At 46.8% G+C, this 26668-nt stretch carries 22 protein-coding genes; 15 read left to right on the top strand and 7 right to left on the bottom strand.

All coding sequences use genetic code 11. The annotated features are described in order from the left end of the window. Positions 1-199: 199 nt before the first annotated feature. The 3 genes from QUA33_RS19560 (at position 200) to QUA33_RS19550 (ending at position 8786) form a co-directional block, all read left to right on the top strand. The gene (locus tag QUA33_RS19560) at positions 200-2197 is read left to right on the top strand and encodes an efflux RND transporter periplasmic adaptor subunit (RefSeq protein ID WP_333150416.1); all 1998 of its coding nucleotides are present in this window, start codon (positions 200-202) and stop codon (positions 2195-2197) included. Next, positions 2197-5334, top strand: coding sequence for an efflux RND transporter permease subunit (locus QUA33_RS19555; RefSeq protein WP_333150414.1), 3138 nt, complete (start codon positions 2197-2199; stop codon positions 5332-5334). The genes QUA33_RS19560 and QUA33_RS19555 overlap by 1 nt, the downstream gene beginning before the upstream one ends. 311 nt (positions 5335-5645) lie before the next feature. After that, on the top strand, positions 5646-8786 hold the full coding sequence (locus QUA33_RS19550) for an efflux RND transporter permease subunit (RefSeq protein WP_333150412.1): 3141 nt from the start codon (positions 5646-5648) through the stop codon (positions 8784-8786). A 94-nt stretch (positions 8787-8880) separates the two neighbouring features. On the opposite strand, the gene QUA33_RS19545 is transcribed toward QUA33_RS19550, so the two are convergent. Beyond that, the gene (locus tag QUA33_RS19545) at positions 8881-9591 is read right to left on the bottom strand and encodes a phosphate ABC transporter permease (protein ID WP_333150410.1); all 711 of its coding nucleotides are present in this window, start codon (positions 9589-9591) and stop codon (positions 8881-8883) included. Between the two features lie 188 nt (positions 9592-9779). Continuing rightward, a complete protein-coding gene (gene dapB, locus QUA33_RS19540; RefSeq protein WP_333150437.1) occupies positions 9780-10607 on the bottom strand; it encodes a 4-hydroxy-tetrahydrodipicolinate reductase in 828 nt (275 codons plus the stop codon). A gap of 302 nt (positions 10608-10909) precedes the next feature. On the opposite strand from dapB, the gene QUA33_RS19535 reads away from it, so the two are divergent. From QUA33_RS19535 to ruvC, 5 genes are all read left to right on the top strand, one after another. Continuing rightward, complete coding sequence (locus QUA33_RS19535) at positions 10910-13429, top strand: EAL domain-containing protein (RefSeq protein WP_333150409.1); 2520 nt, start codon at positions 10910-10912, stop codon at positions 13427-13429. Positions 13430-13545: 116 nt separating this feature from the next. Continuing rightward, positions 13546-13887, top strand: a complete 342-nt coding sequence (locus QUA33_RS19530) for a DUF6883 domain-containing protein (RefSeq protein ID WP_333150407.1) — start codon at positions 13546-13548, stop codon at positions 13885-13887. An 8-nt stretch (positions 13888-13895) separates the two neighbouring features. Next, a complete protein-coding gene (locus QUA33_RS19525) occupies positions 13896-14201 on the top strand; it encodes a DUF4926 domain-containing protein (protein ID WP_333150405.1) in 306 nt (101 codons plus the stop codon). A 126-nt stretch (positions 14202-14327) separates the two neighbouring features. Then, on the top strand, positions 14328-15443 hold the full coding sequence (gene bchI / locus QUA33_RS19520; RefSeq protein WP_333150403.1) for a magnesium chelatase ATPase subunit I: 1116 nt from the start codon (positions 14328-14330) through the stop codon (positions 15441-15443). A gap of 90 nt (positions 15444-15533) precedes the next feature. Continuing rightward, a complete protein-coding gene (gene ruvC, locus QUA33_RS19515) occupies positions 15534-16067 on the top strand; it encodes a crossover junction endodeoxyribonuclease RuvC (protein WP_333040653.1) in 534 nt (177 codons plus the stop codon). 55 nt (positions 16068-16122) lie between these two features. Here the strand turns inward: ruvC and QUA33_RS19510 are convergent, their stop codons facing one another. Continuing rightward, complete coding sequence (locus tag QUA33_RS19510; protein WP_333150401.1) at positions 16123-16668, bottom strand: Uma2 family endonuclease; 546 nt, start codon at positions 16666-16668, stop codon at positions 16123-16125. A 371-nt stretch (positions 16669-17039) separates the two neighbouring features. On the opposite strand from QUA33_RS19510, the gene QUA33_RS19505 reads away from it, so the two are divergent. Next, positions 17040-17414, top strand: coding sequence for a hypothetical protein (locus tag QUA33_RS19505; RefSeq protein WP_333066762.1), 375 nt, complete (start codon positions 17040-17042; stop codon positions 17412-17414). Positions 17415-17520: 106 nt separating this feature from the next. Here QUA33_RS19505 and QUA33_RS19500 read toward each other — a convergent pair whose 3' ends face one another. Then, positions 17521-17790 (bottom strand): hypothetical protein, encoded by a 270-nt coding sequence (locus tag QUA33_RS19500; protein ID WP_190660572.1) that lies wholly within the window; start codon positions 17788-17790, stop codon positions 17521-17523. A 254-nt stretch (positions 17791-18044) separates the two neighbouring features. Here QUA33_RS19500 and QUA33_RS19495 point away from each other — a divergent pair, with 254 nt between their 5' ends. From QUA33_RS19495 to QUA33_RS19485, 3 genes are all read left to right on the top strand, one after another. Then, a complete protein-coding gene (locus QUA33_RS19495) occupies positions 18045-19268 on the top strand; it encodes a hypothetical protein (protein WP_333150399.1) in 1224 nt (407 codons plus the stop codon). Between the two features lie 10 nt (positions 19269-19278). Then, positions 19279-19512 (top strand): hypothetical protein, encoded by a 234-nt coding sequence (locus QUA33_RS19490; RefSeq protein WP_333150397.1) that lies wholly within the window; start codon positions 19279-19281, stop codon positions 19510-19512. Positions 19513-19757: 245 nt separating this feature from the next. Next, complete coding sequence (locus tag QUA33_RS19485; RefSeq protein WP_333150395.1) at positions 19758-20396, top strand: restriction endonuclease subunit R; 639 nt, start codon at positions 19758-19760, stop codon at positions 20394-20396. 80 nt (positions 20397-20476) lie between these two features. On the opposite strand, the gene QUA33_RS19480 is transcribed toward QUA33_RS19485, so the two are convergent. From QUA33_RS19480 to QUA33_RS19470, 3 genes are all read right to left on the bottom strand, one after another. Then, positions 20477-20812: a ribulose bisphosphate carboxylase small subunit gene (locus tag QUA33_RS19480; RefSeq protein WP_333150393.1), complete on the bottom strand. Its 336-nt coding sequence runs from the start codon at positions 20810-20812 to the stop codon at positions 20477-20479. 45 nt (positions 20813-20857) lie between these two features. Beyond that, positions 20858-21268, bottom strand: coding sequence for a RuBisCO chaperone RbcX (gene rcbX, locus QUA33_RS19475; RefSeq protein ID WP_333150391.1), 411 nt, complete (start codon positions 21266-21268; stop codon positions 20858-20860). Positions 21269-21404: 136 nt separating this feature from the next. Continuing rightward, positions 21405-22835: a form I ribulose bisphosphate carboxylase large subunit gene (locus QUA33_RS19470; RefSeq protein WP_333045238.1), complete on the bottom strand. Its 1431-nt coding sequence runs from the start codon at positions 22833-22835 to the stop codon at positions 21405-21407. 629 nt (positions 22836-23464) lie between these two features. Here QUA33_RS19470 and QUA33_RS19465 point away from each other — a divergent pair. From QUA33_RS19465 to QUA33_RS19455, 3 genes are all read left to right on the top strand, one after another. Then, positions 23465-25222, top strand: coding sequence for a serine/threonine-protein kinase (locus QUA33_RS19465; protein ID WP_333150389.1), 1758 nt, complete (start codon positions 23465-23467; stop codon positions 25220-25222). A gap of 64 nt (positions 25223-25286) precedes the next feature. Next, positions 25287-25721, top strand: coding sequence for a hypothetical protein (locus QUA33_RS19460; RefSeq protein ID WP_333150387.1), 435 nt, complete (start codon positions 25287-25289; stop codon positions 25719-25721). Further along, positions 25718-26641 carry a hypothetical protein gene (locus QUA33_RS19455; protein ID WP_333150385.1) on the top strand — a complete coding sequence of 308 codons (924 nt, stop codon included), beginning with the start codon at positions 25718-25720 and terminating at the stop codon, positions 26639-26641. Before QUA33_RS19460 ends, QUA33_RS19455 begins: the two co-directional genes overlap by 4 nt. Positions 26642-26668: the final 27 nt, after the last annotated feature.

Raw genomic sequence — 26668 nt, 5'->3', positions numbered from 1 at the left:
GATGCCTGTTCTTGAGAATGATAAATGATACAAAATGTTAGTTACAACTGAGATGTTGCTCACCTTTTGCACCATTGTCAATAAGCCTTTTACGAACAGGCAAGATGCCTGTAAAGCGAGAAAATTTATCTCCTGTAGAACAGGCATATTGCCTGTTTTTGAGAATAGTGCAAGATGTTAGTTACAAAAGAGGTTTGTGATGATCGAGGAAATTATTAGTGAAAGTCGGAATGGCACTCGCCCTAAAGTTTCTGACGAAAATCTGAAGCTGAACGAGCAACCGACGCACAACGTAGAAATTGTTAGTGAAACTCCGAAAGACGCTCTCCGCGAAGTTTTTCAGGAAGCTCCAACATTGCCGGAGAGCGAACCGGCGGAAAGTGTTGCAGCCAAACCACCGACGGAAAAGGTGCTGGCGAAAGGGCGGATTGCGCTGTTTCTGCTGGGGTTGCTGCTGGTGGGTGGGTTGGGATTTTTGGTTTGGGTGCGATCGACTGCTCCTAAAGCGGAAAAACCGAGCCGTAGCGGTAGACTCCAAGTGACTCCGGTGACAGTGGCAACAGTGACGAAAAAAACGGTTCCGATACAGTTGCAAGCGATCGGCAACGTGCAATCGAGTTCTACTGTCTCGGTGACAGCACAAGCTAGCGGGCGGATTACAGGGGTTTATTTCAAGAAAGGACAAGAAGTTAAGAAAGGACAACTGCTGTTTTCGATCGACGATCGCTCTCAAACTGCCTCGATCCAGCAAGCTCAAGGAATCGTAGCAAAAAGCCAAGCACAGGTGCAACAAGCCACAGCCAACCTTTCTAAAGACCGAGGAGTTGTCGAACAAGCCAGAGCGACCCTGGACAAAGACCGAGGAATTGTCGAGCAAGCCAAAGCCACCCTTGCTAAAGACCAAGGAATTGTCCAGCAAGCCAGAATGACTCTTGCTAAAGACAAAGGAGTCGTCGAACAAGCCAGAATGACTCTGGAAAAAGACCAAGGTGCAGTTAAACAAGCGATCGCCACCTTGACCAAGGATCGAGCTCAAGCCCAATATGCCGAAGCACAAAGTCAACGGTACGCAGCCCTCTACCAACAAGGAGTAATCAGTCAAGACCAAGCCCAACAATACGCTACCAGCAGCCGAGCCGCGGAGGCAACGGTCGATCTTGACAAGCAAGCGATCGCCAATGCTGAGACGGCGGTGAAGAGCGATCGCATCGGGATTGCCAATGCTGAGGCAGCCGTCAAAAGTGATGAAGTGGCGATCGCCAATGCTGAGACGGCGGTGAAAAGCGATCTAGTGGGGATTGAGAATGCTGAGACGGCGGTGAAAAGCGATTTAGTGGGGATTGAGAATGCTCGGGCTGTCGTGGAGGGCGATCGGGCTGCGATCGAGGGTTCTCAAGCTGGGTTGAGTGCAGACGGGGGTGCCTTGAAAAATGCTCAGGTGCAATCATCCTATACCAAGGTCTATGCGCCGATCGACGGGCGTGCCGGAAATATTCTGGTGACAGAAGGCAATGTGGTGCCAGCAAGCACCGACAAACCCTTGGTGACAATCTCCACAATTAATCCAATTCAAGTTGCCTTTTCGGTTCCTGAATCAAACCTGCCACAAATCCAAAAATACGCGGACAACGGCAAACTTAAAGTTGATGTCACCTTTGCCGGAAACAACCGTCCGATATCGGGAACCTTGTCATTTGTGAACAATACGGTTGACAATGCCACTGGCTCAATTCAACTGATTGGCGACTTTAATAACGCAGATGGGAAACTTTTCCCGGGTCAATTTGTTAGCACAACTCTAACATTAAGTCAACAACCAAATGCGATTGTTGTTCCCTCACAAGCAGTACAGACAGGGCCGAACGGACAATTCGTATTTGTCGCTCAAGAAGACGATACCGTGGAAAATGTGCCTGTAGTTGTCAGCAATACAATCAACGGCTTAACTGTCATCCAAAAAGGTCTGGATGCGGGTGATGAAGTTGTCACCGACGGACAAGCAAATCTGGTTGATGGTAGCAAGATTCGCATTAAAACCGCAGCGGATGCTAAAGATAATTCAGATACCACTAAAGGCAATAATAATTCAGACACATCAGGGGCTAAAAAATCCCCGGTAAAATCTGGCAGCGATTCCAATTCATCGGGAAATCAGTCATGGAAATCGCGCAAGAATCCCCAGGGCGGAGGTAACTAATGAATCTCTCAGAACCGTTTGTTCGCCGTCCAATTATGACCACCTTGGTGATGGCGGCAATTCTGATTTTTGGTTGGATGAGTTATCGCTTACTGCCGATTAGCGATTTGCCAAACGTCGATTATCCCACGATTCAAGTCAGCGCTTCCCGGCCCGGCGCTAGCCCGGAAACGATGGCTGCATCGGTGGCGCGCCCGCTAGAAAAGCAATTTTCCAGCATTGCTGGACTCGATACGCTAACCTCAACCAGTACCAGCGGCAAAACTCAAATTACGCTTCAGTTCAATCTCAGCCACAGTATTGACGATGCGGCGCAAGATGTGGAATCGGCAATTTCCTCTGCCTCCGGCCAAATGCCTAACGATTTGCCAAATCCGCCTACCTACAGCAAAGTCAACCCTGCCGACGGGCCGATTCTTTACCTTTATCTGACTTCCCCAACACTTCCGCTTTCTGAGGTTGATAAATACGCACAAACCTATCTAGCGCAAAAGCTTTCGACAATCGCCGGTGTGGCGCAAGTACAGATTTACGGTTCTCAAAAATATGCTGCTAGAATTCAACTCGATCCGCAACAGTTAGCAACGCGGCAAATTGGCATCGATCGAGTGCAAACTGCGATCGAACAAGGAAACGTCAACTTACCCACAGGAAGCCTTTCCGGTAGCCATAAAAACTTTACGGTGCAAACCAACGGACAACTTCAGGATGCAGCAGCATTCCGCCGTTTAATTGTGACGTATAAAAATGGACAGCCTGTTTATCTCGAACAATTAGGGCGAGTGGTTGACAGCGTAGAAAATACTCAACTTGCTAGTTGGTATAACAACGATCGCGCAATTATCCTCACGATTCAAAGACAGCCGGGCACAAATACTGTAGAAGTTGTAGAGACGATTCAAAAATTACTGCCCAACTTAAAAACTCAGATTCCGAGTTCGATCGATCTTGGGGTGATGTACGATGCGTCCCAATCAATTCGCGATTCCGTTGACGACGTTCGGTTTACCCTCGTTTTGACGATCGCCCTAGTCATCTTAGTAATTTTCTTATTTTTACGCAATCTGTCTGCCACAGTCATTCCCAGTTTAGCGCTGCCGGTTTCGCTGATCGCAACCTTTGGGGTGATGCACTTATTGGACTACTCGCTAGATAACTTGTCGATGATGGCACTGACGCTATCCGTCGGCTTTGTAGTCGATGATGCGATCGTCATGCTCGAAAACATCGTCCGCCACATAGAAGAAGGAGAAAGCCCGCGAGAAGCGGCGCTAAACGGGTCTAGGGAAATCGGCTTTACGATTTTATCGATGACGCTTTCCTTGGTGGCGGTGTTTATTCCGATGTTATTTATGAGCGAGTTGTTGGGGCGCTTGTTTCATGAATTTGCAGTGACGATTGCCGTTTCAATTTTGGTGTCAGGCTTTGTATCTTTGAGCTTGACACCGATGTTGTGCAGCCGTTTTTTGCGTCCGGTAAATCACGCCAATCAAAGCCGGCTTTATCGAGCTTCCGAGTATGTATTCGAGGTCTTTTTGAGTTTGTACGATTGGAGCCTCAAGAAAGTTTTAAAATATCACCGCACCACGATGATTTTGTCATTCGCAATGGTGTTTGTCACAGTTGGACTATTTATCGCGGTTCCCAAAGGCTTTATTCCCAGCCAAGATACCGGACAAATCACGGGCATTACTCAAGCTGCACAAGATGCCTCTTTTGATGAATTAGTTCGCCACCAGCAAGCCGTTGTCAGCGCGATTCGCCAAGATCCAAATGTGGAAGCAGTTAACTCGAATATCGGGGCAGGAGCGAGTGCAAATGGCGGCGGGGCGGCAGTTGCCGGAAATTCGGGAAGCTTGTTTATTCGGCTGAAACCGATCTCGCAGCGGCAGATGGGAGCCGATGAAATTGTGCAGAATTTGCGATCGCAACTAGCAGAGATTCCCGGCATTCAAGTCTTCTTGCAAAATCCTCCGGCAATCCCGCTGGGCACTCAACAAAGCACTGGATTGTATCAACTCGCGCTGCAAAGTTCTGACGTTTTACCGCTGCGGCAGTACGTCCCGCAACTGGTTGACAAAATGAAAGCAATGCCAGAAATTCAGGATGTTAACAGCGATTTGCAGATGACTTCTCAAATCAAAATTGATATCGATCGCGACAAAGCCTCAGCATTAGGAATTACTGCCAGTCAAATTGAAAACACCCTGAGAAATGCTTACGGTGCTTACCAAGTTTCCACGATTTACGGTGCTAGCAACGAGTATCAAGTTATTTTGGAACTAGAACCAAAGTATCAAAAAGATCCCAATGCTTTGATGCAGCTTTACATCGCTACAGCGGGCAGTAATTCGACTGATGCTTCTGGCGGTCAAACACAAGTACCGCTAGCAACGTTTGCTAAAATCACTCCGGGAACTGCACCGTTAATTGTCAATCACGTCGGGCGGATGAATGCTGCGACAATTTCCTACAATCTCGCTCCTGGGGTGGCGCTGGGAACGGCAAATAGTGCGATCGACAAAATCGTGAAATCGGTAATTCCTGACAGCATTGCCACCAATTATAAGGGTGCGAGTCAAGTATTTCAAAGTTCGCTGCCGAGTTTAGGGTTTCTGTTGGCCGTGGCAATTTTGGTAATCTATTTAATTCTCGGTATTTTGTACGAAGATTTCATCCATCCGATTACAATTCTGTCGGGATTGCCTTCGGCGGGATTTGGCGCATTATTAACCCTGATGTTGTTTGGCGTTGAACTCAACGTTTATTCATTCATCGGCATCATCTTGCTGGTAGGGATTGTTAAGAAAAACGGCATTATGATGGTGGATTTTGCGATCGAAGCCCAGCGCGACGACGGCAAAAAACCAGCGGAAGCAATCTATCAAGCCTGCTTAGTGCGCTTTCGGCCGATTATGATGACCACAATGGCGGCACTAATGGGAACATTGCCGATCGCCCTAGGAGTTGGTGCGGGTTCGGAATCTCGCCGCCCGTTAGGAATTGCCGTTGTCGGCGGACTTTTGTTTTCACAAGTTTTGACACTGTATCTCACGCCCGTATTTTACATCTACATGGAATCGTGGCGGAAAAAGCTCAATGAGGTGAAGTTTCGGCAAGTTTTTTCATTTAAATGAGGACGGTAAAATAACCTTTCTAAAATATTCGTAGGGTGCGTCGCCTGCGATCAATCCCCAACTAAATATCGAGAAGATTGCATAAGTCTTTGATTGATACAGAAACCGCAGATGTCAAGCAGATAAACACAGATAAACGCCGATAATTTTATGATTGTCAAAATGAGATAAGGTGCGTAGCAATAAAGTTGTGGATATTTAGTTAAGTATTTTCGAGGGCGACACACCCTACAACTAAAATCTCAACTACCAACAAACTTTTTAATCCGTTACATCCGTTACATAATCCGTTGCCGAACTTCCTTCTTCTTATGAACATTTCAGAAATTTTTATCCGTCGCCCCGTAATGACCGCACTGGTCACAAGCGGCATTCTAATCTTCGGTTTAATGAGTTATTTTCTGCTACCAATTAGCGCCCTACCTCACGTTGAATATCCCTTTGTAAGTGTCTCTGCTAGCTTACCCGGTGCAACCCCCGAAACAATGTCATCCTCAGTTGCTGCGCCTCTAGAAAGACAGTTCACTGAAATAGCTGGCCTCAATTCGTTTAACTCCACCAGTTCCACTGGTAGCGCAAACATTTCCTTACAATTCGACTTCAGCCGCAGTGTGAATTCTGCTGCTAAAGACGTACAAGCTGCGATCGCCGCCGCCGCAGGTTCATTGCCATCGGGAATGCCCAAACCGCCTAGCTACCGCAAAGTTAACCCTTCAGTTGCGCCGGTTCTATACCTTTATTTGTACTCCAAAACCCTGCCCATTGCAGAAGTGGATGAAGCCGCAGAAGTGACGATCGCACAACCCATCTCAGCGATCGACGGTGTGGCACAAGTGCAGGTTTACGGGCAGAAACAATATGCAGTGAGAATTCAACTCGATCCGCGAGAATTGACCTCCAGGGGAATCGGATTAGATCAAGTTAGAACCGCAGTTACGCAAGGAAATGTCAACTTGCCAACCGGAAGCCTGTCTGGCGATCGCAAAAGCTATTTAATTCAGGTAAACGGTCAATTAAATAATGCAGCCGAATATCGATCGCTGATCGTTGCTTACAAAAATGGCGCAGCAGTGAGGCTGCAAGATTTAGGAAACGTGATTGACGACGTGCAGAATAACAAAGTCTTGAATTTGTACACCGATAAAAATGTTACAAATCAACCTGCAATCTTGCTGGCAGTGCAGCCTCAACCCGATGGAAATACTGTAGAAATCGTCGATTCGATCGTGCAAATGTTACCCGCACTCAAACAACAAATTCCCCAATCGATCGAAATGGGAATTATGTACGATCGCTCTCAATCAATTCGGGCTTCTGTAGATGATGTGAAGTTCTCCTTAGTTTTGTCGGTGTGTCTGGTTGTCTTAGTAATTTTTCTATTTTTGCGGAACCTCACAGCGACGCTAATCCCGAGTTTAGCTTTGCCTGTGGCGATTATCGGTACGTTTGCGGTGATGTATCAGTTGGGATACTCGTTAGATAACCTGTCTCTGATGGCGCTGACGCTTTCAGTAGGGTTTGTGGTGGATGATGCGATCGTGGTTCTCGAAAATATTGTTCGCCACCAAGAAATGGGAGAAGCACCGCTAGAAGCAGCATTAAAAGGGTCGAAAGAAATTGGTTTTACCATTATTTCAATGACGCTTTCATTGGTCGCCGTATTTATTCCCATCATGTTTATGGGCGGGTTGATCGGTCGGTTATTCCACGAATTTGCTGTGACAATTTCTGTGGCAATTTTGGTGTCAGGATTTGTTTCTCTGAGCCTCACGCCGATGTTGTGCAGTCGATTTCTCAAATCGTCCCACCAACACAAACAAAACCGCTTCTACAACCTTTCAGAGCGGGGATTCGAGCTGCTGCTCCAAGGATATGAATGGACGCTAAAACCTGTTTTGAAATACCGTTTCGTAACGGTGATTGGTTCTGTAATTCTGCTGGTATTTACGGCTTATCTGTTCGTTCTGGTTCCAAAAGGCTTTATTCCGACTGAAGACACCGGACAACTGATGGCTAACACAAAAGGAGCCCAAGATATTTCGTTTGAAGATATGCTGCTTCACCAACAAGAAGTCGTTGATATCATTCGGAAAAATCCCAACATCGCAGCGTTGAACTCAACCGTAGGTGCGAGCGGCCCGAACGCCTCGGCTAACAACGGACGCATTACCATTAGGCTCAAACCCCGATCGCAGCGCCGCCTCAGTGCCGACGAAATCATCCAACAACTGACTCCTAAATTGCGCGGAATTCCCGGCATTCAAGCTTTTTTACGCTCTCCTGCTGCGATTCCGATCGGCGGTCAACAAACAAATTCACAATATCAGTTTACGGTGCAAAGTTTAGACTTGCAAGCGCTGCGTCAAGCGGTGCCGGAATTGTTAGCTAAAATCAAAACGCTACCGGGATTGCGCGGTGTGGATAGCGATTTGCAACTGAGTACGCCTCAGCTTCAAGTTAAAGTCGATCGCGACAAAGCCGCAACCGTCGGAGTTAGCGCCCAACAAGTGCAAAAAACCCTCAGCGCAGCTTACGGTTCTGGACAGGTTTCGACGATTTATACCCCCAACAATCAATTTACGGTTGTGTTAGAGCTCAAGCCTGAGTATCAGCGAGATCCGAGTGCTTTGTCGATGCTGTACGTGCGATCGAACACCGGACAAATGATATCGCTAAGTGCGATCGCAAATGTCACCCAAACAGTCGGGCCGCTAACCGTCAATCACCTAACGGGATTGCCCTCTGCTACAATCTCCTTTGACACTCTTCCAGGCACATCGCTGAGTCAAGCAACCGCAGCTATTGAGAAAGTTGCAAAGGATATTTTGCCGCCGTCAGTGACAACAAGTTTCCAAGGTGCAGCCCAGGTATTCAACCAATCTTTTAACGATTTAGGTTGGTTGTTGGTGGTTTCTATTGTGGTGATTTATTTAATTCTGGGCATTTTGTACGAGGATTTCATTCACCCGCTGACAATTTTGTCAGGTTTGCCGTCAGCCGGATTTGGTGCACTGTTAACGCTGGTAATCTTTCAGGTTGAACTCAATCTCTATTCGTTTATCGGGATTATTCTGCTGGTGGGAATTGTCAAGAAAAACGGTATTATGCTGGTAGATTTTGCGATCGAGAAACAGCGCCAAGAAGGCAGAAGCGCGTTTGATGCCATTTACGAAGCCTGCATCGTCCGCTTCCGTCCGATTATGATGACGACGATGGCGGCTTTAATTGGAACTTTGCCGATCGCCCTGGGAGTTGGTAGCGGTTCCGAATCGCGCCGTCCGTTGGGAATTGCGATCGTCGGTGGATTGATGTTTTCGCAAGTTTTAACGCTGTATCTTACTCCGGTATTTTACACTTATATGGAAGCGTGGCGCAAACGGCTAGGTCAACCAAAAATGAAGCTGTCTGAATTTTTATGGCGTCCGAAAACTCGACCTTCGAGCAGAAATTAATCCCAAATCCGCGTTAAAAACTTCTTTTTAATACTGGGCGGTTTTAACCGCAGAATAGAATCTTGAACGTGGATTAGGGAGTCTGTTTTATTAATTAATAATCAGCGGGCGATCGCCTTTTTACATCTCTGCTTTGATTAGTGCGATCGCGTTTGTTTTTCCTGCCTTTTTTAATTTGCTGACTCATCTCCACAAACAAATCCCTACGCAGATAAGGATAGTCGCTCACCCACACGTCACGGCTGGGAATATAAATATCTGAAACTTTGGCAATTTTGCCTAAATCTTCTTGATTTGACATAATTAACATTAAAGCAGCTTGGCCGGGGGCAATTCCTTGGTGATCTTTCCGCAAGGGAGCTCGAAGTGTAGTAGTAAATCCGGTTTTGTCGCCGACTTCTAAATTAATTCGCGGTTCTAGGTTGTCAACTATTACGAGTTGTCCTTTTTGATTGACTGTTTCTTCTTGACTGGTGACTTCATCTGTAATATATATATCCAAAACTCGTCCTTGCCAAAAACCGCAGTATTGATATTTGCGGCATTCTGCATTCCGCAAACTCGCCCACAAAATCGGCCCCCACAGCCAGTACAAACCAGCTATCAATCCGGTGATCAAAACTAGCGGCCCGACATCGGAACCGGCGAAGTTGTAGACTACCAGGAGGAAAACTACGCTGACTGCAGAGATTAACATTCGCCTCAAAAAATCGGGCGGTTTTCCCCAGATATATTTGTATTGCGCTCCGGTGGCGACGGCGGGAATTAGTTCTTGAAAGGTTTCACGGGTTAAGGGAATTAACATAGGAAGTTCGGCAACGAGCAATGTACGGGATGCAACGGCTGTCTGTTCGGAAGCGGATTATATTAAGGGATTTAACAGATTTAAGGGATGGATGTTGAACTCAAAAATCAGAAGTGAGAAGTCAAAAGTTAGAAGTTAGATTAATTCCCATTACTTATGACTAATGACTAATGACTAATGATTAATGGCTACAAGATTTTTTCCAGGCCGTAAACGAGCGATCGCAATTCAAGGACTTTGCGTATAGACAGCAAGACTCCTGGCATATAACAAGCGCGATCGCTCGTATCGTGTCGTAAAGTATAAACTTGACCGGCGCCGCCAAAAATTACCTCTTGGTGGGCAATTAAACCGGGCAAGCGGATGCTGTGAATGCGAATCCCTTCATCGGCTAAAGAACCCCGAGCTCCGGCTAATTTTTCGGTTTCATCCACCTCGGGGGGATTGAATGTTTTTCCCATTTCTGCTAGCATTTGGGCAGTTTGAATGGCTGTGCCGCTGGGGGCGTCGGCTTTTTGATTGTGGTGCAGCTCGATAATTTCAACGTGTTCAAAATACTGAGAAGCTGTGACAGCGGCCTGTTGGAGCAAAACCATGCCGATCGAGAAATTGGGTACGATCAAACAGCCGATGCTGGCTTTGTCAGCAAATTCACCTAATTTTTCAATTTGCTTGCTGCTCAAGCCGGTAGTGCCGACTACCGGGCGAATGCCGTAAGCTATGGCCGATCGCACGTTTTCATAAACTGACGAAGGGTGCGTAAAATCTACCATCACGCCTAACTGCTTTTCCTGAGCTGCTAATACCAGCATTCCTTGCAAGTCGTCAGTGATGGGAACTTCTAACGGGCCGCATCCGGCTAATTCGCCGGCATCGGCGTTGAGGCACTCAGGAGAACGGTCTACAGCCCCAAATAAGGTCATGTCACTAGCATGGGCGATCGCCTTAATTACTTCGCGGCCCATTTTGCCTGCAGCACCGTTAACAATCACCGGAATCGGAAGTTGATTCGCCATCATCTCAAAAATATCCTGAAAGTTTGATCGACTAAATTTTAACGCTTGTGCGAATTTGGGGAAACAACGAATGAAAGACAGGATTTGTCGGCAAATCTTCAAAAACCCGGTACCCGTTCGAGAAATACTTTGCCAAATCGAGTAATTAGCTTAAAGAAACTCGGTTGCGGCACAAGTTCTGAAAAAATTACATTCAATCTCATATTAAGCTCAATTCTGTAAGAACAGACTTGTGCGGAGCGAATTTGCACCCATATATTTTTTCTGTGACTGCCAACTTCTCTCGAAATCTTCGTTGTGTAATGTCTGTCGCAACTGGCTTCGACCTGAGTTCTCACAACCGACGGGTCAGGATTTTGCCTGCAATGCTTGCGGGCGCGACTGTAACGCTGCTGAATATGGGAATTCGGCAGTTGGGAGGCCTGCAAAGCTTGGAATTGGGGAGTTTTGACTCGTTAGTGCGCTTGCAGCCAGATTCGGGTCCCGATCCGCGACTGCTGGTAGTGGGAATTTCTGAGGCTGATATTCAAGCTTTGGGGAGATTTCCGATTTCCGACGGTGCGATCGCTCAAACCTTGACAAAACTGCAAAAGTATCAGCCAAAAGTCATCGGTTTGGATTTGTACCGGGATTTGCCTCAAGCGCCGGGACACAAAGAATTGCTGGCCGGGCTGAAAGCACGGAATGTTGTGGCGATTTATAAATTGAGGGATTCAGAAAGTGAGGGAGTGGCTGCGCCCCCGGGGATACCGCCCGATCGGCTCGGTTTTAACGACTTCGTGCTCGATCCTGATGGCGTTGTACGCCGCAATTTGCTCTCAGTCTCGCAACCAGACAAAAAGATTGCTTTATCGTTTTCTGTGCAAGTGGCTTTGCTGTATCTCAAAGACAGAGTACAGCAGAAAAATAGTTCTGTTCATCCCCACCAAATCAACTGGGGAAAGGCAGAATTTGTGCCTTTAACTTCTCACAGCGGCGGCTATGCAAATCTCGACGCCAAAGGCTACCAAATTCTGCTCAAATACCGTTCTGGTAAGGATGTGGCGCGACAAGTCAGTATCGCGCAGGTATTGAAGGGGGAAATTGAACCAAGCTGGGTTAAGGGAAAAATTGTGTTGATCGGGACGACTGCACCGAGCACCAGAGACGTGTTTCTGACGCCCTACAGTCCCGTTAAAAAGCAAAGTCCGAAAATGCCGGGAGTGCTTCTGCACGCGCAAATGCTCAGCCAAATATTGAGTGCTGTTTTGGATGGGCGATCGCTCTTTTGGGTGTGGCCGGAATGGGCGGAAATTTTGTGGAACGGTGCTTGGGCGATGGTTGGCGGGGTTTTGGCTTGGCGGATTCAGCATCCTGTGAAGGCGGGATTGGCTGGGGGTGCGGGATTGATGGGACTGTTGGGGATTAGTTATGGGATTTTTACTGGGGGTGGGTGGGTACCGTTAGTGTCGCCGACTTTGGGTTTGGTGGTGACTGGTGTGGGTGTCAGTGCTTACAGAAAGCTTTACGATGCTTTTCACGATTCTCTGACGGGTTTGCCCAACCGGGATTTGTTCGTGGATTGTCTGGGGCGGGCGATCGCCAATACTAGGGGCCGGCGTAGCTATCTGTTTGCGGTGCTGTTTCTGGATTTAGACAGGTTTAAGGTGATTAATGATTCTTTGGGTCATTTGGCGGGGGACGAACTGCTGATGTCGGTGGTGCAGCGGTTGAGGGCGATTATTGGCTCCGGGGATACTGTGGCGCGGGTGGGGGGTGACGATTTTGCGATTTTGGTGAGGAATGTTGATGTTGGCAGTGCGGTGGATTTAGCCGGTCGCATTCACCAAGCTTTAATTGTGCCTTTTGATTTGAAGGGGCAGGAGGTGTTTGTGACAGCAAGTATCGGGATTGCGGTGGGCGGCGAACCTGCTACTGTCAGGGAACAGCCGGAACACTTGCTGCGGGACGCCCACACGGCGATGTACCGGGCGAAGGCTTTGGGAACGGGAAGGTATCAGGTGTTTAATGCTTCGATGCACGCTTTGGCGGTGGAGAGATTGCAGTTGGAGACTGATTTGCGGGTGGCCTTGAAGCGTCAGGAGTTTTTGCTGCATTACCAGCCGTTTGTATCTTTGGCAACTGGTAGGATTATTGGGTTTGAGGCTTTGGTGCGCTGGCAGCACCCGCTGCGAGGTTTGATTTCGCCGGTGAAATTTATTCCGGTGGCTGAGGAAACGGGGGCAATTGTACCGCTGGGTGAGTGGGTGTTGGAGGAGGCTTGCTGGCAGTTGCGGCTTTGGGAGGGAATGTTTGATTTCGATCAGCCTTTAATTATGAGTGTAAATTTGTCGGGAAAGCAGTTTGCCCAGCCGGATTTGGTCGATCGCATTCAGATGATTTTGGAAACAACGGGTTTGAGTGCCGATAGTTTGAAGTTGGAGATTACTGAGAGTGTGGTGATGGATGATGTGGAGTCGGCGATCGCGGTTTTAAAGCACATGAAGCAGCTTAATGTCAAGTTGGGAATTGATGATTTTGGCACTGGTTATTCGTCGTTGAGTTATTTGAGTCGGTTTCCTACGGATACTTTGAAGGTTGATAAGTCGTTTGTGGGGCGAATGGAGCTCGAAAGCGAGGGGGAGAATGTGGCGATCGTCCGCACGATTGTGGCGCTGGCTCACGCTTTGGGTATGGATGTGATTGCTGAGGGTGTGGAGACGGCGGCACAATTAGCTAGGTTAAGGGCGATCGGCTGCGAATACGGTCAGGGTTATTTTTTTGCTAAGCCGTTACCGAGCGAGGCTGCGACTGCTTTGATGGCTTCTGAGCCACAATGGTAGTTGTGGGTTATTAGTTATTAGTTATTTGACGTTAGAGCTAAAATTGAAAGTCGATCGGGTTCCCAAAACAGCTCTTTAATCTGTTGGATGCTAAAATTAGTGTTATGTAAACAAACATGAAGCTGAAAGAACTGGTCAGCCATCTCGTTATCGATCCTCGAAAATTAACAGAGTATGCTCTTAATTTAGATAATCCAGTCGGTAGCGATAAAGCTGTAATATTTCAGCGTCGTTTAGGATTTAGCCAAGAAAACTATGAATTGCTGTTAGCACAGATTTCAGCTAAAACTCTTGATTCTGAAGCAGTTTTAGGACTAAATGACAAACACGGACAGCGCTATACTGTAGACTTGGAAATTCTGGGTGTACAGGGACAGCAGGGGATTGTCCGTACAGGTTGGATCGTAGAACCGGGTAGTAATAAGGCAAGACTGGTAACACTATTCGTTCGGAGGTAAGCACGATCGTGCCAGAATTATTTGATGTAGTCGAATTGTTAGTAACATTGCCTGACTCTAATTTGCACCAGGGTGTTAGAGGGGCAATTGTAGATTGTTATGATGATGAAAATTACGAGGTAGAATTTAGCGATAGCTCTGGCGAAACGATAGCTTTGTGTACTCTGTCTACCGAGCAGTTTTTAGTTGTTTGGAAGTCGAAAGAAAGGCGTTGGTTGTCTGTATCTGAGCTATTAGCTGCGATGGTTGAACGTTTGTCTGATGAACGTCAGCAACAAATTTTAGACTTTGCGCGTTCTGTGTCTCAGAAATAGTCTGTTTTTGGCGGGGTTTTGAGAGGAATCAGACTAACTCTGTACTTGGATTTCAAGGCTGCAGATCGACTGTTGTCCGCTTGTATGTCACAATAAACAAGCAATTATTATATTTTGAGTTATCCTGTGAGTCCTACTGCCGAAGTCAGCAATACCCTAAATGCGGGCGCTCTACCAACCGTTACCGCTACCCCAGCCCGCCGCGCTGTTTTTCCCTTCACTGCGATTGTTGGCCAGGAGGAGATGAAACTGGCGCTGCTGTTGAATGTCATCGATCCCAAAATTGGCGGCGTCATGATTATGGGCGATCGAGGTACTGGTAAATCTACCACAATCCGCGCCCTCACTGACTTGCTGCCGGAAATTGAGGTGGTGGCTGACGATCCTTTTAACAGTCATCCCAGCGATCCAGATTTGATGAGCGATGAGGTGCGCGATCGCACTTTATCTCAAACTGACCTTAAAATCGCGCGCAAGAAAGTTCAAATGGTAGACTTGCCTCTAGGCGCTACCGAAGACCGAGTTTGCGGTACGATCGACATCGAAAAAGCTTTGTCGGAAGGTGTTAAAGCTTTTGAACCCGGTCTTTTAGCTAAAGCTAACCGCGGCATTCTGTACGTTGATGAAGTCAATTTGCTCGACGATCATTTAGTCGATGTTTTGCTCGACTCGGCCGCCAGCGGTTGGAATACTGTTGAAAGAGAAGGCATTTCGATCCGCCACCCGGCTAAGTTTATTTTAATCGGTTCCGGGAATCCAGAAGAAGGAGAATTGCGGCCGCAGTTGCTCGACAGATTCGGGATGCACGCAGAAATTCGGACTGTAAAAGACCCGAATTTAAGAGTGGAAATTGTCGAACAGCGATCGAGTTTTGACCAAAATCCGGCGGAGTTTCTCGCGAAATACCAGCGCGAACAAGATGAAATGCAGCAGAAGTTGGTGGAAGCCCAGGAAAGATTGAAATCGGTAACTATCGATCGAGAGTTGCGGGTAAAAATCTCCCAAGTTTGCGCGGAATTGGATGTAGACGGGCTGCGGGGCGATTTGGTGACGAATCGGGCTGCGAAAGCTTTCACGGCTTTGGAATGCCGCACAGAGGTGACTGTGGACGATATTCGCCGGGTGATGACTTTGTGTTTGCGGCACCGATTGCGGAAAGACCCGCTAGAATCAATAGATTCGGGGTATAAAGTGACTAAAGTGTTCGATCGGGTATTCGGCCTAGAAACAACTGAGGGGTAATTAATAATTGGTAATTGGTAATGGGTGGTGAGGAAACATTTCCCAAATTTTTAATGCCTCTTTCCCCATTTCCAATTACTAATTCTGGCAATGGAAAAACGAATTTTAGGATTAGATCCCGGCTTAGCCAATCTCGGCTACGGGGCAATTTGCTGTCAAATTGTCCCCGGTAAACAAGATGAAAACTTTGTTTCGATGATTGATTGCGGCGTCATACAAACAACGCCCAAACAAGAAATGGGCCAGCGTTTGAAAACAATTTACGACGATTTGCACGCGGTAATTGAAGAGATTAAACCAGATGTAGCAATTGCCGAAAAATTGTTTTTTTACAAGATGGGAAATACCATACTTGTAGCGCAAGCGCGGGGTGTTTTGACACTGGTATTGGCGCAGTGTGGAGTGCCGCTGTTCGAGTTTACGCCGGCTCAAATTAAGCAAGCTTTGACAGGCCGCGGTAATGCGGATAAGTCCGAAGTGCAAGAGGCCGTGGCGCGGGAGTTAGAGTTGGGTTATATTCCGAAACCGGATGATGCGGCGGATGCTTTGGCTGTGGCTTTGACTGGTTGGTACGATGATGATATTTGTCCCAAGAAAATACAGTTGGAAACAGGAAAAATTTGAGGCAATATCAAATCATCGGCAAATTAAGGACAAATCCGGGCAAGACATCTTCTCCTCATAAACTCACAGGAAACTGTGCAATCTCTACCTCGCGAGAAGGGCGATAAATTTCTACTTGTTCGTCTTGAGGATTAATTAGCCAACCCAAGCGCAAGCCGCTGTTGAGGTATTCCTGGATTTTCTCCTGAAGGGGTCGCAGCGGGTCTGTGCGCGATTCCCTACGGGATAGCTTCGCTTCACGCAATTCAATGACAAAATCAGGACAAATTGGCGGAAATTTCTCTTGTTGTTCTGCTGTTAAAGCCGACCATTTTTCCAAGCTAACCCAAGCCGCGTCTGGAGATCGATCGCCATTATTGGGCAACCTAAAAATTGTGGAAGAACTAAAAACTCTCCCTAGCTGCGTTTGTTGATTCCACATCCAAACCAAGCCAATTAAATCGGCTTCTCGATTGCCGCTGACTCCGCCTACTGGTGACATAATGATAATTTCTCCTTTAGCAGTCCGTTCAAATTGCCAATCTCGATTCATCTGGCATAAACGGTAAAACTGTTCGTCTGTTAGTTCGACAGTATCTAAGTTTAAAGTAACGGTTGTCATTTTTCCCAAATCCCTAGAAATATGAGCTCTGCAAACCTATTTTAGCGCTGCTTTTTGTCAAGGATCGACGAAACTAATCTAATTTAACATCAGTCTTCTGCAAAAACAGTTAAGCTTTGAAATGGGTTTAAACATCAGGCGGGCTAGGGCGTTAATGCCAGATATCGATCGCATTTAACATCATTTTTATGCCAGAGCACTTAAGCTTTGACATGGGTTCCAACGCCAGGCGGACTATTGCGAAGTCCAAAATATTAGTTGAAAATGCAATGAGGTTCGATCGCCCAATTCCACCTTCACTCCAAAAAATGCTATAATATCAACTTTAATTGCTAAACTTGTCCCGCCAGCAGAGAACACAGGAAAATAATATGATGATTATTACCTCCCAACAAATTGCCCAGTTTCGCTCGCAATTAGCCGAATATCCCGAAGCCCTAAAAGCCCTAGACGCAATCGAAGATTGCGAAGGTAACATCGAGGATGCAGCGATATCTCTAGCAATTCAAGCCGGACAAGAACCGAATATATCAGAAAATTGGTTAGACGGATTAGCCAAAAGATGCCGCGTTGCTATCTGCAAATCCGAGGTTAAAGAAGAGTTGGCAAACGGACAATTGAATGCAGCCTTTAGAGATTTAGTTGCAGCAAAAACTTGCCCTGATATTTTGGTGACTTCGGTGATTATTTATGTATTTAAAACTGGGGTGAATGAGTTTTGCGAGCCTCTCGAATATAAACTGTAAAGCCATCGCTGCCTTTAAAATTTAGGTGAAGCTAAGCTATCGCAAAGGGTAGGGAATCGCCCTGATTTTTCAAAACATGATACAACGAGGCGATCGCACTTTTTCTCTACCCCTTTGCACTACTGTACCCAGCCGGCCTCAAATCAGGCGACAAACCCAAAGATTTCCCCAGCAAACGAGCAAGTTGCACTAAAAAATTAGCAGTATCTTCGTCACCTTCCCGCGCCATAGAAGCCGATATCTGGATTAGCATTTGCACAAATCCCGCATCAATTAAATCGGAACACGAACTCAAAACCTCTGGTTCTTGGCCGTTGGGACAGGTAAGCACTCGCTCGATTAAGTTCAAATAAGCCTCTTGGCGTTCTGGATTCATTTTGGCAGAAGCTGTACAGTAAATAATTTATTATTACGTTTAACTCAGTCCTGTCAATCAGGCGATCGAATAAGCGATCCCCGTTTTTACTCTAGAAACTCCATTCAGTCAGGAATAGACAGAAGCTTAAAGAAAATCTTAAGTTTCTCCATGCTAGTTTAGTCGAGGTAAGTTGGCCCGATGCGCCCCCTAGAATGCAAGCTAAGCTGCGCCAATAATAACCCTAAGATTCAAGGGAATTAAGAATATACAAAATGAAAATAGGAATATTTTTAGGAAATCTAGGAAATCCCGCCATCTACTATCCCAAACTCGCCCCAATTACGGGCGGAGTCGCGGCGAGTATTTTTCTTTGCCAATTATTGCAATGGCAATCACAAAAGTCCAACTCAGGCGAATGGGTAAAAACTAACAGCAGCGAAATTGAAAAAGCCACGGGTCTAAGTTACGAAGAACAAGAACTCGCGAGACGCCTGCTCAAAGTGCGATCGCTCCTGAAAGAAAAATTAACGACTCCCAACACAGACACCCTAGAACTCTGGGCGGATATTGACGCTTTCGAGGAAAAACTCAATAATTTTTGGACACCGAACCCGCCAGATACCATAACACCGATAAGTCGCGAAAACAACAATCACCCTGTAGCAATTTTCCGCGAAACATCACCCCCAAATCATGTAGTTAAAACCGACAAATATTTCGGGCAACCCCGCCAGCAAATAGCCGTTGCTGTCACCCCGAATTACCGATTTAGCGGGCCTTGGAACTCCCAAGAAGAACTGCACAACTTTCAGCGAGCTTTAGAAGCATATGCTCAAGAACGCAGCTTAGGATTTGGCAATCCTTCTGGATGGGCATTTAAAATTATTGACAGCATGACAAAAGGCTTAACCTCCACTTTTTGGGATGAATTTATCGCCGGAATCCCTTTAGGAGAAAGTCAGAAAGTTAAGCGGGATTGGGAAATCGAACCGGAAGTCCCTTATCCTGCTTTTGAAGAGGAGCGAATTCAGTATTACGTGCACAAAGGCGAACCGCTGGAAGCAGCAGTCTCTAAAGCCCGTGCTGATTTGAGAAACCCGGTTTTGGGCAAAGATTTGTGGGAGGGATTTCTGCGAAAGTGCGATCGGCTTGCTGACGATGCACTAAAAGCCAAAAACCAGGGCGTTGACACACCATATCTGCCCTCTTCCTTCAACGAAAAACCGCAAATCACCAAGGATAGCGTTATGCGGAAGTTAGGCGCGATCGCGCCGCAATTAGCCCTCAATCAATCCACATCTGACCAGATTCCAGCACTGCCGAAACTTGCTGAAACAACATCGCCAACTCCCGCCGAAATTCCCAGTATTTCCTCTTTGCAAAAAGCTTACCAGACTCCTCTGGGCAGAAGTATAGTTGAAAAACAAATCGCTGCAAACCCCGACTGGGGCTACGAAATAGTTGACGGCGAAATCGTAGAATCTATCCCTTTTTAATGAGGCTGATATGAAACGAATTAGCGATATCAATCCGCTAGGGGAAGAACGACCAAATCCTTCTGAGGAAGAGAGAGAAAAACTGCGGGGAGAGAGGTTACAGCGAGAAAGAGATGCAGGATATCAAAAGTTAGTTGAACTCTGCAATTTGGGCGAATATGACATGGCCCAGCAGTTAGCAAATCGACATTTTAATTGGGGTTATGAAATAGTTGATGGAATTGTGATGGAAAGGATAGATTAGGTTCGCAGTTATCCCCTTTGTCACTTTCATGGGCGGGCAAGATGCCCGCCCCACAAAAAATTTAATATGTCGTGGAACAGGCATCTGGCCTGTTCCTAAGAATATGGGCAGGCTCTCCGGCATACCCCACAAGAAACTTGATATGTTGTGGAACAGGCATCTTGCGTGTTCCTAAGAATGGTGCAAGTGGACTACCGCAATGTCTATGTTATAATTATAACTAAAAATTAAATAACTATTAAAATATGACGACAACTATTAATGCCAAAAACCTAACATTAGCAGAAGTACACCGTCTGTTCGGCTTTCAAAAGCAGTACACGAACTCATTTACCTCTCTGTTATCCCTTGAAGATATAACAGAACACGAACAGCAGGAACTTATACAAATTAGGGATGATTTCGATGACTACATTTCAACGGATCGAGTTTCTGAAGGATTGGTAAAAGCTCTGACTACCTTTCCCTTAATGCGATTGGCTGGCTTCTACCGCCGCCCGATTAAAATTAGTTTAGAACAAGATATCGCCGAAATTAGCATTGAAGAGGAAGATACTATCATTAAAGGACGCTTTGATATCTTGGCTGTCAACAGGATAAAACCCATCAGAAGCGATACATATTTTTGGGTTTTGGTGATTGAAAGTAAAAATTCTGGAATTAACGCATTGATGGGTTTATCCCAATTGCTAACCTATGCTTATCAAAATTTAAAATATCAGGACACAATCTGGGGCTTGACAACAAACGGAATGCACTATCAGTTTGTCAATATTCAGGGGGGCAATAACCCAACCTATCAGCTAATGCCTTTGCTAAACCTGATGGAGCCCGAACCTTCAATTTTGTTGATGCAAGTTTTAAAAGCTATTTGCAAACTATAAAAAAAGAGGCAGAGAAAATTCCCCACCTCCAATCTGCAATGACTGCTAACCTAAAAGTTAGATTAGCCAGCCAATACTTTTTAGTAGCCTCTGGTGTTAGGCTTGTGCACGATGAAGCTCAGCACTTGGCACTGCTTCACGTTGTCAAAACCCATGACGCGGATGTAGCAAGTAGGATTATCTTGACGGCAAGCTTGAACTTCTGTCATGATTTCATGGACGCTGCGAGCACCAAACAAAGGCAACTTCCACATAGTCCAGTAGCGCATTTCAGCAGCAGAGGTTTCGTTGAATTCTACGCCGGGAATGTAGCCTTGATCGAGGATGTATTGGAGTTGCTTGGCAATTTGCGCGTCTGTCAGCGGCGGCAAATAGGACAGAGTTTCGTAACGACGCTCTTTAGGTAAAGTCTTCATTTTTTGTATCTCTAAGGTGTGTGTTCGATCGACAAGTGCGATCGATTAACTCGACAAATTATCCAGATTCGGTTCAGAATCTATTGATGTTTCAGGATGACTGCTAGAAACAGACCAATTAAGTTGCGTAGTTCGCTCTAAATGCTGGCGTCTGTGTTCCATATTCGCCTGTTGAATGCCAGTACAAACCATTTCTGGCAAAAATTCCGTCACATCGTGAGCCAGATACTCTCGCACAGTCATGATCCGAAAGCCTAAATCTTGATTTTCCAAAAGCAACTCTTGAATATAAGCTTCTCCATCTTGGATTTTGCCCTTAGTGGAAAAGTCGTTCAACCAGATTGCCAGAGGAGGATTGGTTTCGCTCAACTGAGCGACCACCATCCGCACGGATTGATAGGTTAGGTAACTTGCCAGCACCTTAGCGGTGTCTTTCGCAACTTGTTTGAGATCCATTTTGACCCCAGCCCCCTCAAATTTTAGATTTTGGATTTTAGATTTTGGATGCAAACTTACTTGTAAATCTTCTTCAAAGATAAAGACTTCCCAGCAAGTTTGCGACCTAAAACCTAAAATCTCAAACCAAAAATCCTTAAAGGGTATCCATTGCCTCGAACTCAAACTTGATTTCTTTCCAGAGTTCGCAAGCAACAGCCAGTTCAGGAGACCATTTGCAAGCTTCGCGGATCACGTCGCCGCCTTCGCGCATCAAGTTGCGGCCTTCGTTACGAGCTTGGACGCAAGCTTCCAAAGCAACGCGGTTAGCCGTTGCACCAGGTGCGTTGCCCCAAGGGTGGCCCAAGGTGCCGCCGCCGAACTGCAAGCAGGAGTCGTCGCCGAAGATTTCCACCAAAGCCGGCATGTGCCAGATGTGGATACCACCAGAAGCAACCGGCATGACACCGGGCATGGAGGCCCAATCTTGGGTGAAGTAAATACCGCGGCTGCGGTCTTCTTCAATGTGGTCTTCGCGCATCAAGTCTACGAAGCCCATCGTGATGCCTTTTTCGCCTTCGAGTTTACCCACAACTGTACCGGAGTGCAGGTGGTCGCCACCGGACATCCGCAAGCACTTGGCAAGCACGCGGAAGTGGATACCGTGGTTTTTCTGACGGTCGATAACTGCGTGCATGGCGCGGTGAATGTGCAGCAAAATACCGTTGCGGCGGCACCATTTAGCCAAGGTGGTGTTTGCAGTGAAACCACCGGTCAGGTAGTCGTGCATGATGATGGGGGTTTTGATTTCCTTAGCGAACTCAGCCCGCTCCATCATTTCTTCGCAGGTAGGGGCAGTTACGTTGAGGTAGTGACCCTTGACTTCGCCGGTTTCTGCTTGGGCTTTTTCAATAGCTTCTTGAACGAACAAGAAACGATCGCGCCAGCGCATGAACGGTTGCGAGTTGATGTTTTCGTCGTCTTTTGTGAAGTCCAAACCGCCGCGCAGAACTTCGTAAACGGCACGGCCGTAGTTCTTAGCAGACAGACCCAATTTGGGCTTAATTGTACAACCCAGCAAAGGACGGCCGTACTTGTTCAATTTGTCCCGCTCAACGGTAATACCGTGAGGAGGGCCTTGGAAGGTTTTCAGGTAAGCAATGGGAATCCGCAAGTCTTCCAACCGCAGAGCGCGCAGAGCTTTGAAACCGAACACGTTACCGACCAAAGAGGTCAGCAAGTTGGTGACGGAACCTTCTTCAAACAAATCCAAAGGATAGGCAATGAAGCAGATGTATTGGTTGTCTTCACCAGGAACTGGTTCGATGTCGTAGCAGCGACCTTTGTAGCGGTCGAGGTCGGTCAGGAGGTCAGTCCAAACAGTCGTCCATGTACCTGTAGAAGATTCAGCAGCCACAGCAGCGCCTGCTTCTTCTGGGGGAACTCCCGGCTGCGGTGTGACGCGGAAGGCAGCCAAAATATCAGTATCTTTCGGCGTGTAGTCCGGCGTGTAATACGTTAGTTTATAGTCTTGAACTCCGGCTTTATACCCAGCCTTTGATTGAGTTTGGGTTTGCGCGTAAGCCATATCTCGCTTCCTAGTATTCGCTTAATTTTTTTGCCCGATCGCAGGCTGTTAAAAATATATCAACAAAGTGTCACTCTCAAATTTTAATATTCTTTTAATCATCATAAGTATTATTTATTTTGCTTTACATTAGGCAAATATTTGTAACATATCTTATGAAAAGCCAGCGGCGAAGGATGCAGGAGGAAAGGCTGGGGATCGCAGAGTGGGGAGGAATTTCGAGCGAGCGAAAGATATTGTGCAGCGAGCCGAACAGCGGATCAATACGGTTTATGTAAAGAATTTAATACTTAAAAATCAGAATTGGTAATGGGTAATGGGCCAGGGCTAAGTAGTTAGAAATACCTAAAGTTGTGGTTGGTAGTTGAGATCGATCTCAACAGCAATCCAGTATGCAATCTAAAATCCAAAATCCACAATCTAAAATCTAAAATCCCGTGACTTCGAGACCCTCAACTCAAAAATCGACAGCATACCACATAATATGGACAGGACTTGTGCAGCAAGAGCAAGCTCGTTTCTCAAACCAAATCCGTCGTTACAGCCATTTAACCTCGCTGAAAACCGGGTTTCGGTGTTAGCTGCGCGTAAGTCTACTATGGATATTTAGCCCCATTTTTACTCTGGTTGTGCCTCACCCCCCTTCAAAAGCCGTCCACTGCATCAATCCAGATTGCCCAAGGCCCTACCCTCAGACTTGGGGCAACAATTTTTGTCATAGTTGCGGGGCTCCGCTGCGGCTAAAAAATCGCTACGTGCCTCTAGAAAGCCTCGGTTCCGGGGGCTTTGCAGCAATTTTCACAGTCTGGGACACAGAAACTGAAACCGAGCGCGTCCTGAAAGTGTTGCTTGAAACTTCCGCGAAAGCGCTGAAACTGTTCGAGCAAGAAGCTTGGGTTTTGGCACTTTTGCGGCACCCTGGCGTCCCTAGAGTCGAGCCTGACGGTTATTTTCACGTCCAAACACAAAATTTTGCAGGCGGGGATGGAAATCCTGCGGCGAAGCGACTGCCTTGTTTGGTAATGGAAAAGATTCACGGCAAAACTTTAGAAGAGGTTCTCGACGAGCACCCTCAAGGATGTCCGCAGGAATGGGTGTTTAGTTGGCTGAGTCAAGCTGTGGAAATTTTAGAGGAGTTGCACAGGTGTCAGATTATTCACCGCGACATTAAACCCTCAAATTTGATGCTGCGAGACCCGGAATCGCCCCAAGTTTTGCTAAGCAAGGGTTTGGGCGGACTGCAATTGGTGGCGATCGACTTTGGGGGAGTTAAACAGATGGGCGGTGTCGAATCCGTGGGGAAAGATTCTCGGAGTTCGACGCGGTTGATTTCGCCCGGGTACAGTCCGCCGGAACAAATTGTGGGAGGCGGTGTCGTGCCGGCGACGGATTTTTATGCGCTGGGGCGGACTTGCATTCACTTGCTGACGGGGAAGTATCCGGCGGAAATTGAAGATCCGATGACGGGAGAGTTGCGGTGGCGTCACATTGTATCGGTGAGCCCGCCTTTTGCGAATTTGTTGGACGATATGGTGCGATCGAATGTACAGCAGCGTCCGGCGACTGCGGGCGAGGTTCGGGCGCGTTTGCAGGAGATTTATGCTAGGAGTAAGGGCAAAATCGCCATAGCCCCAATGGGTCAAGCTATTTTAGAATTCTGCCGGCAAATAGTGGTGGCAGGGGCGCAAAAAACGGCAAGTTTGACGGTTTTGCTGTTCGGCGCGATCGCTCAAATCGTGGTAGCTTCTCTGGATACCGGCTGGGAAATGGTGCTCGGTGCCGTTGGTGGAAGTGCGGGGGCGATCGGCGGTTTGGTTTTGGCCTATGCTTCGCCTATTGGCCCGGAAATTGCCCGTTTTCTGAATGAAGGTTTGCAGCAATTAATTCCTAATATGACTTTCGCTGTCGGGCCCGAAGTGCTGCTGTTTGGGTTGGCGGGGTTCGGAACTGCGATCGGTTTGACGGATGCGGGGAGTTTTCGCCAGCAAAAACAGTATTGGCTGTCTGGATTGATGGGAGCTCAGGGTTATTTGTTGGCGGGTTTGTGCTGGATGGAAGCAACAGCTTCTAGTGGTGTGCAGGGGGTTATTTTGGGAGCTTTTGCGATCGCCTCTTTGACTGTGGGAATGGGTTTGCGGAGCCATCAATTAGTTCACGCTTTGGTAGTGGCTGTTTTCTCTACGGGAATGTTTCTGTTGCTGAATGCTTGGAACATTTTTCCGGGGAGTTTCTTTGGGATTTTGTCACTGTCTAACGTTACCTTCGGCTGGCTGCAAGTTTGGGGTTCAATTGTGTTTTTTGGTTTGTTGGGAAGTGCGATCGGGCTTTGTTTGGGAGTGAGTCATTATTTAGTTGTGCCCGTGCTCAGGTGGTTGGGCTGGCGCTAGGAATTAACACCAAATCACTATGCTAATCGAGTCGTTATCAATTAAGTCTGTCTCAAGATTTTCAATGGTTGGTGCTCTGGCGATCGCCCTTGTCCTCAGCAGCCCCAATCTAGCCAAAGCCGAATCGCGAGAACAAGCCGTCGATCGATTGACCGATTTCTTATTCTACAGGGTTAATCCTCAGTTAAACAATCGCAAACTCCAACCGGGCGATCGCGAATATAGCAATCAATGGCGGAGATTGCGCGAAGCGATCGATCCGCGAGTCAAGTCGGTACAAGAAGTCTGCTTTAGGTCCGCCCCAGGAGATACAGGATGGGAATTCACGACAATTAACGGCGAAACCTACGAACAAACCTACGATTTACTTGCAGATACAATTTTTTACAGTCGCCATCCTCAACGAACCGGACAGCAAATTCCCAAAAGCGATCGGATCGGCATTAGTGAATGGTCAGCAATTAGACGCGAAATGTATATTTCCAATTGTGGACTGTGAGACTCGATCTCCTTACACCGCAGCATCGATCGAATATAACTCCTATAGTAGAGGTCATCTCTACACAACTCTGTAAAAAGAAAGGTTTTAAACCAATGAGTATGAAAAGTTGGATATGCGATCGCAATCTTGTTACAACCAGAATTATTGCACCCTTGATGGGACTAATCGCCATTGGACATACAAGTTTGGCGGATGCTGCCCCGCAGCCACAATTTCCCAGCATAAATAGTGCAAACATCGATACAACAAGTAAAAAAAATTACCTGAATAATCCCGAAGAAAATTTAACAATCGAGGTTTTAAATAAAAAAGTTCAAGTCAGCATTGAAAATTCTGTAAATGCCCCTGGAAAAATACCTCTTCAACAAGGTATGCCATACGAAGAGGCGCGTCAAATCCTAATTCAACAACGGTGGCAGCCCAGCTTACAGGGTCAACCCAACCTCAGAGATCGTTCGGTTAAAGAGCTATTTGATTTGGGGTATAAAGAGATTAAAGATTGTTCTGGTACAGGAGAGGGGCCTTGTCGTTTTGAGTTTATCAATCAACAAGGAGAACTGCTAGTTATAGTCGCTACGACAAAAGGTTCTGAAAATACAAAACGTTTTGTGAGGAATTGGTGGATTGAGAAAAAGACAGATAGCAATCAACAAAACTCGTCATCAAACATAATTCAAGAAGGTCGTTATTGGTTGGGAGGTACGGATCGGGGTTTAGAGGTCAAGGGAAAACAATATCGATATTATGACGAGTCTAATATCGAGCGACCGTGGCAACCTCTCTCTGAGTTACAATATATCAAAAAAGGCGTTGTGTTTGACGGTAAAAATTATTGGTGTTTATCTACTCTCATACCTAAAACAGGAGGTAACTGCTCACCGCAACTGCGTTGCGGTATTGCCAAGGTCGGCGAGTGAGCTGGGTTCGCTCGCAAGCTCCGTCAG

Source organism: Microcoleus sp. Pol14D4 (assembly GCF_036701245.1).
Classification (GTDB): domain Bacteria; phylum Cyanobacteriota; class Cyanobacteriia; order Cyanobacteriales; family Microcoleaceae; genus Microcoleus.
Note: the sequence above shows the minus strand (reverse complement) of the source record. Positions and strands in the feature narration are given on the sequence as shown.

Coding starts and splice junctions, on each gene's coding strand:
- dapB (WP_333150437.1), bottom strand. CDS start 10,607: ATGGCGAATCAACTTCCGATTCCGGTGATTGTTAACGGTGCTGCAGGC.
- QUA33_RS19505 (WP_333066762.1), top strand. CDS start 17,040: ATGATGATTATTACCTCCCAACAAATTGCCCAGTTTCGCTCGCAATTA.
- QUA33_RS19535 (WP_333150409.1), top strand. CDS start 10,910: ATGTCTGTCGCAACTGGCTTCGACCTGAGTTCTCACAACCGACGGGTC.
- QUA33_RS19550 (WP_333150412.1), top strand. CDS start 5,646: ATGAACATTTCAGAAATTTTTATCCGTCGCCCCGTAATGACCGCACTG.
- QUA33_RS19560 (WP_333150416.1), top strand. CDS start 200: ATGATCGAGGAAATTATTAGTGAAAGTCGGAATGGCACTCGCCCTAAA.
- QUA33_RS19495 (WP_333150399.1), top strand. CDS start 18,045: ATGAAAATAGGAATATTTTTAGGAAATCTAGGAAATCCCGCCATCTAC.
- QUA33_RS19500 (WP_190660572.1), bottom strand. CDS start 17,790: ATGAATCCAGAACGCCAAGAGGCTTATTTGAACTTAATCGAGCGAGTG.
- QUA33_RS19470 (WP_333045238.1), bottom strand. CDS start 22,835: ATGGCTTACGCGCAAACCCAAACTCAATCAAAGGCTGGGTATAAAGCC.
- QUA33_RS19555 (WP_333150414.1), top strand. CDS start 2,197: ATGAATCTCTCAGAACCGTTTGTTCGCCGTCCAATTATGACCACCTTG.
- QUA33_RS19530 (WP_333150407.1), top strand. CDS start 13,546: ATGAAGCTGAAAGAACTGGTCAGCCATCTCGTTATCGATCCTCGAAAA.
- QUA33_RS19490 (WP_333150397.1), top strand. CDS start 19,279: ATGAAACGAATTAGCGATATCAATCCGCTAGGGGAAGAACGACCAAAT.
- ruvC (WP_333040653.1), top strand. CDS start 15,534: ATGGAAAAACGAATTTTAGGATTAGATCCCGGCTTAGCCAATCTCGGC.
- QUA33_RS19460 (WP_333150387.1), top strand. CDS start 25,287: ATGGTTGGTGCTCTGGCGATCGCCCTTGTCCTCAGCAGCCCCAATCTA.
- QUA33_RS19545 (WP_333150410.1), bottom strand. CDS start 9,591: ATGTTAATTCCCTTAACCCGTGAAACCTTTCAAGAACTAATTCCCGCC.
- QUA33_RS19480 (WP_333150393.1), bottom strand. CDS start 20,812: ATGAAGACTTTACCTAAAGAGCGTCGTTACGAAACTCTGTCCTATTTG.
- rcbX (WP_333150391.1), bottom strand. CDS start 21,268: ATGGATCTCAAACAAGTTGCGAAAGACACCGCTAAGGTGCTGGCAAGT.
- QUA33_RS19510 (WP_333150401.1), bottom strand. CDS start 16,668: ATGACAACCGTTACTTTAAACTTAGATACTGTCGAACTAACAGACGAA.
- QUA33_RS19485 (WP_333150395.1), top strand. CDS start 19,758: ATGACGACAACTATTAATGCCAAAAACCTAACATTAGCAGAAGTACAC.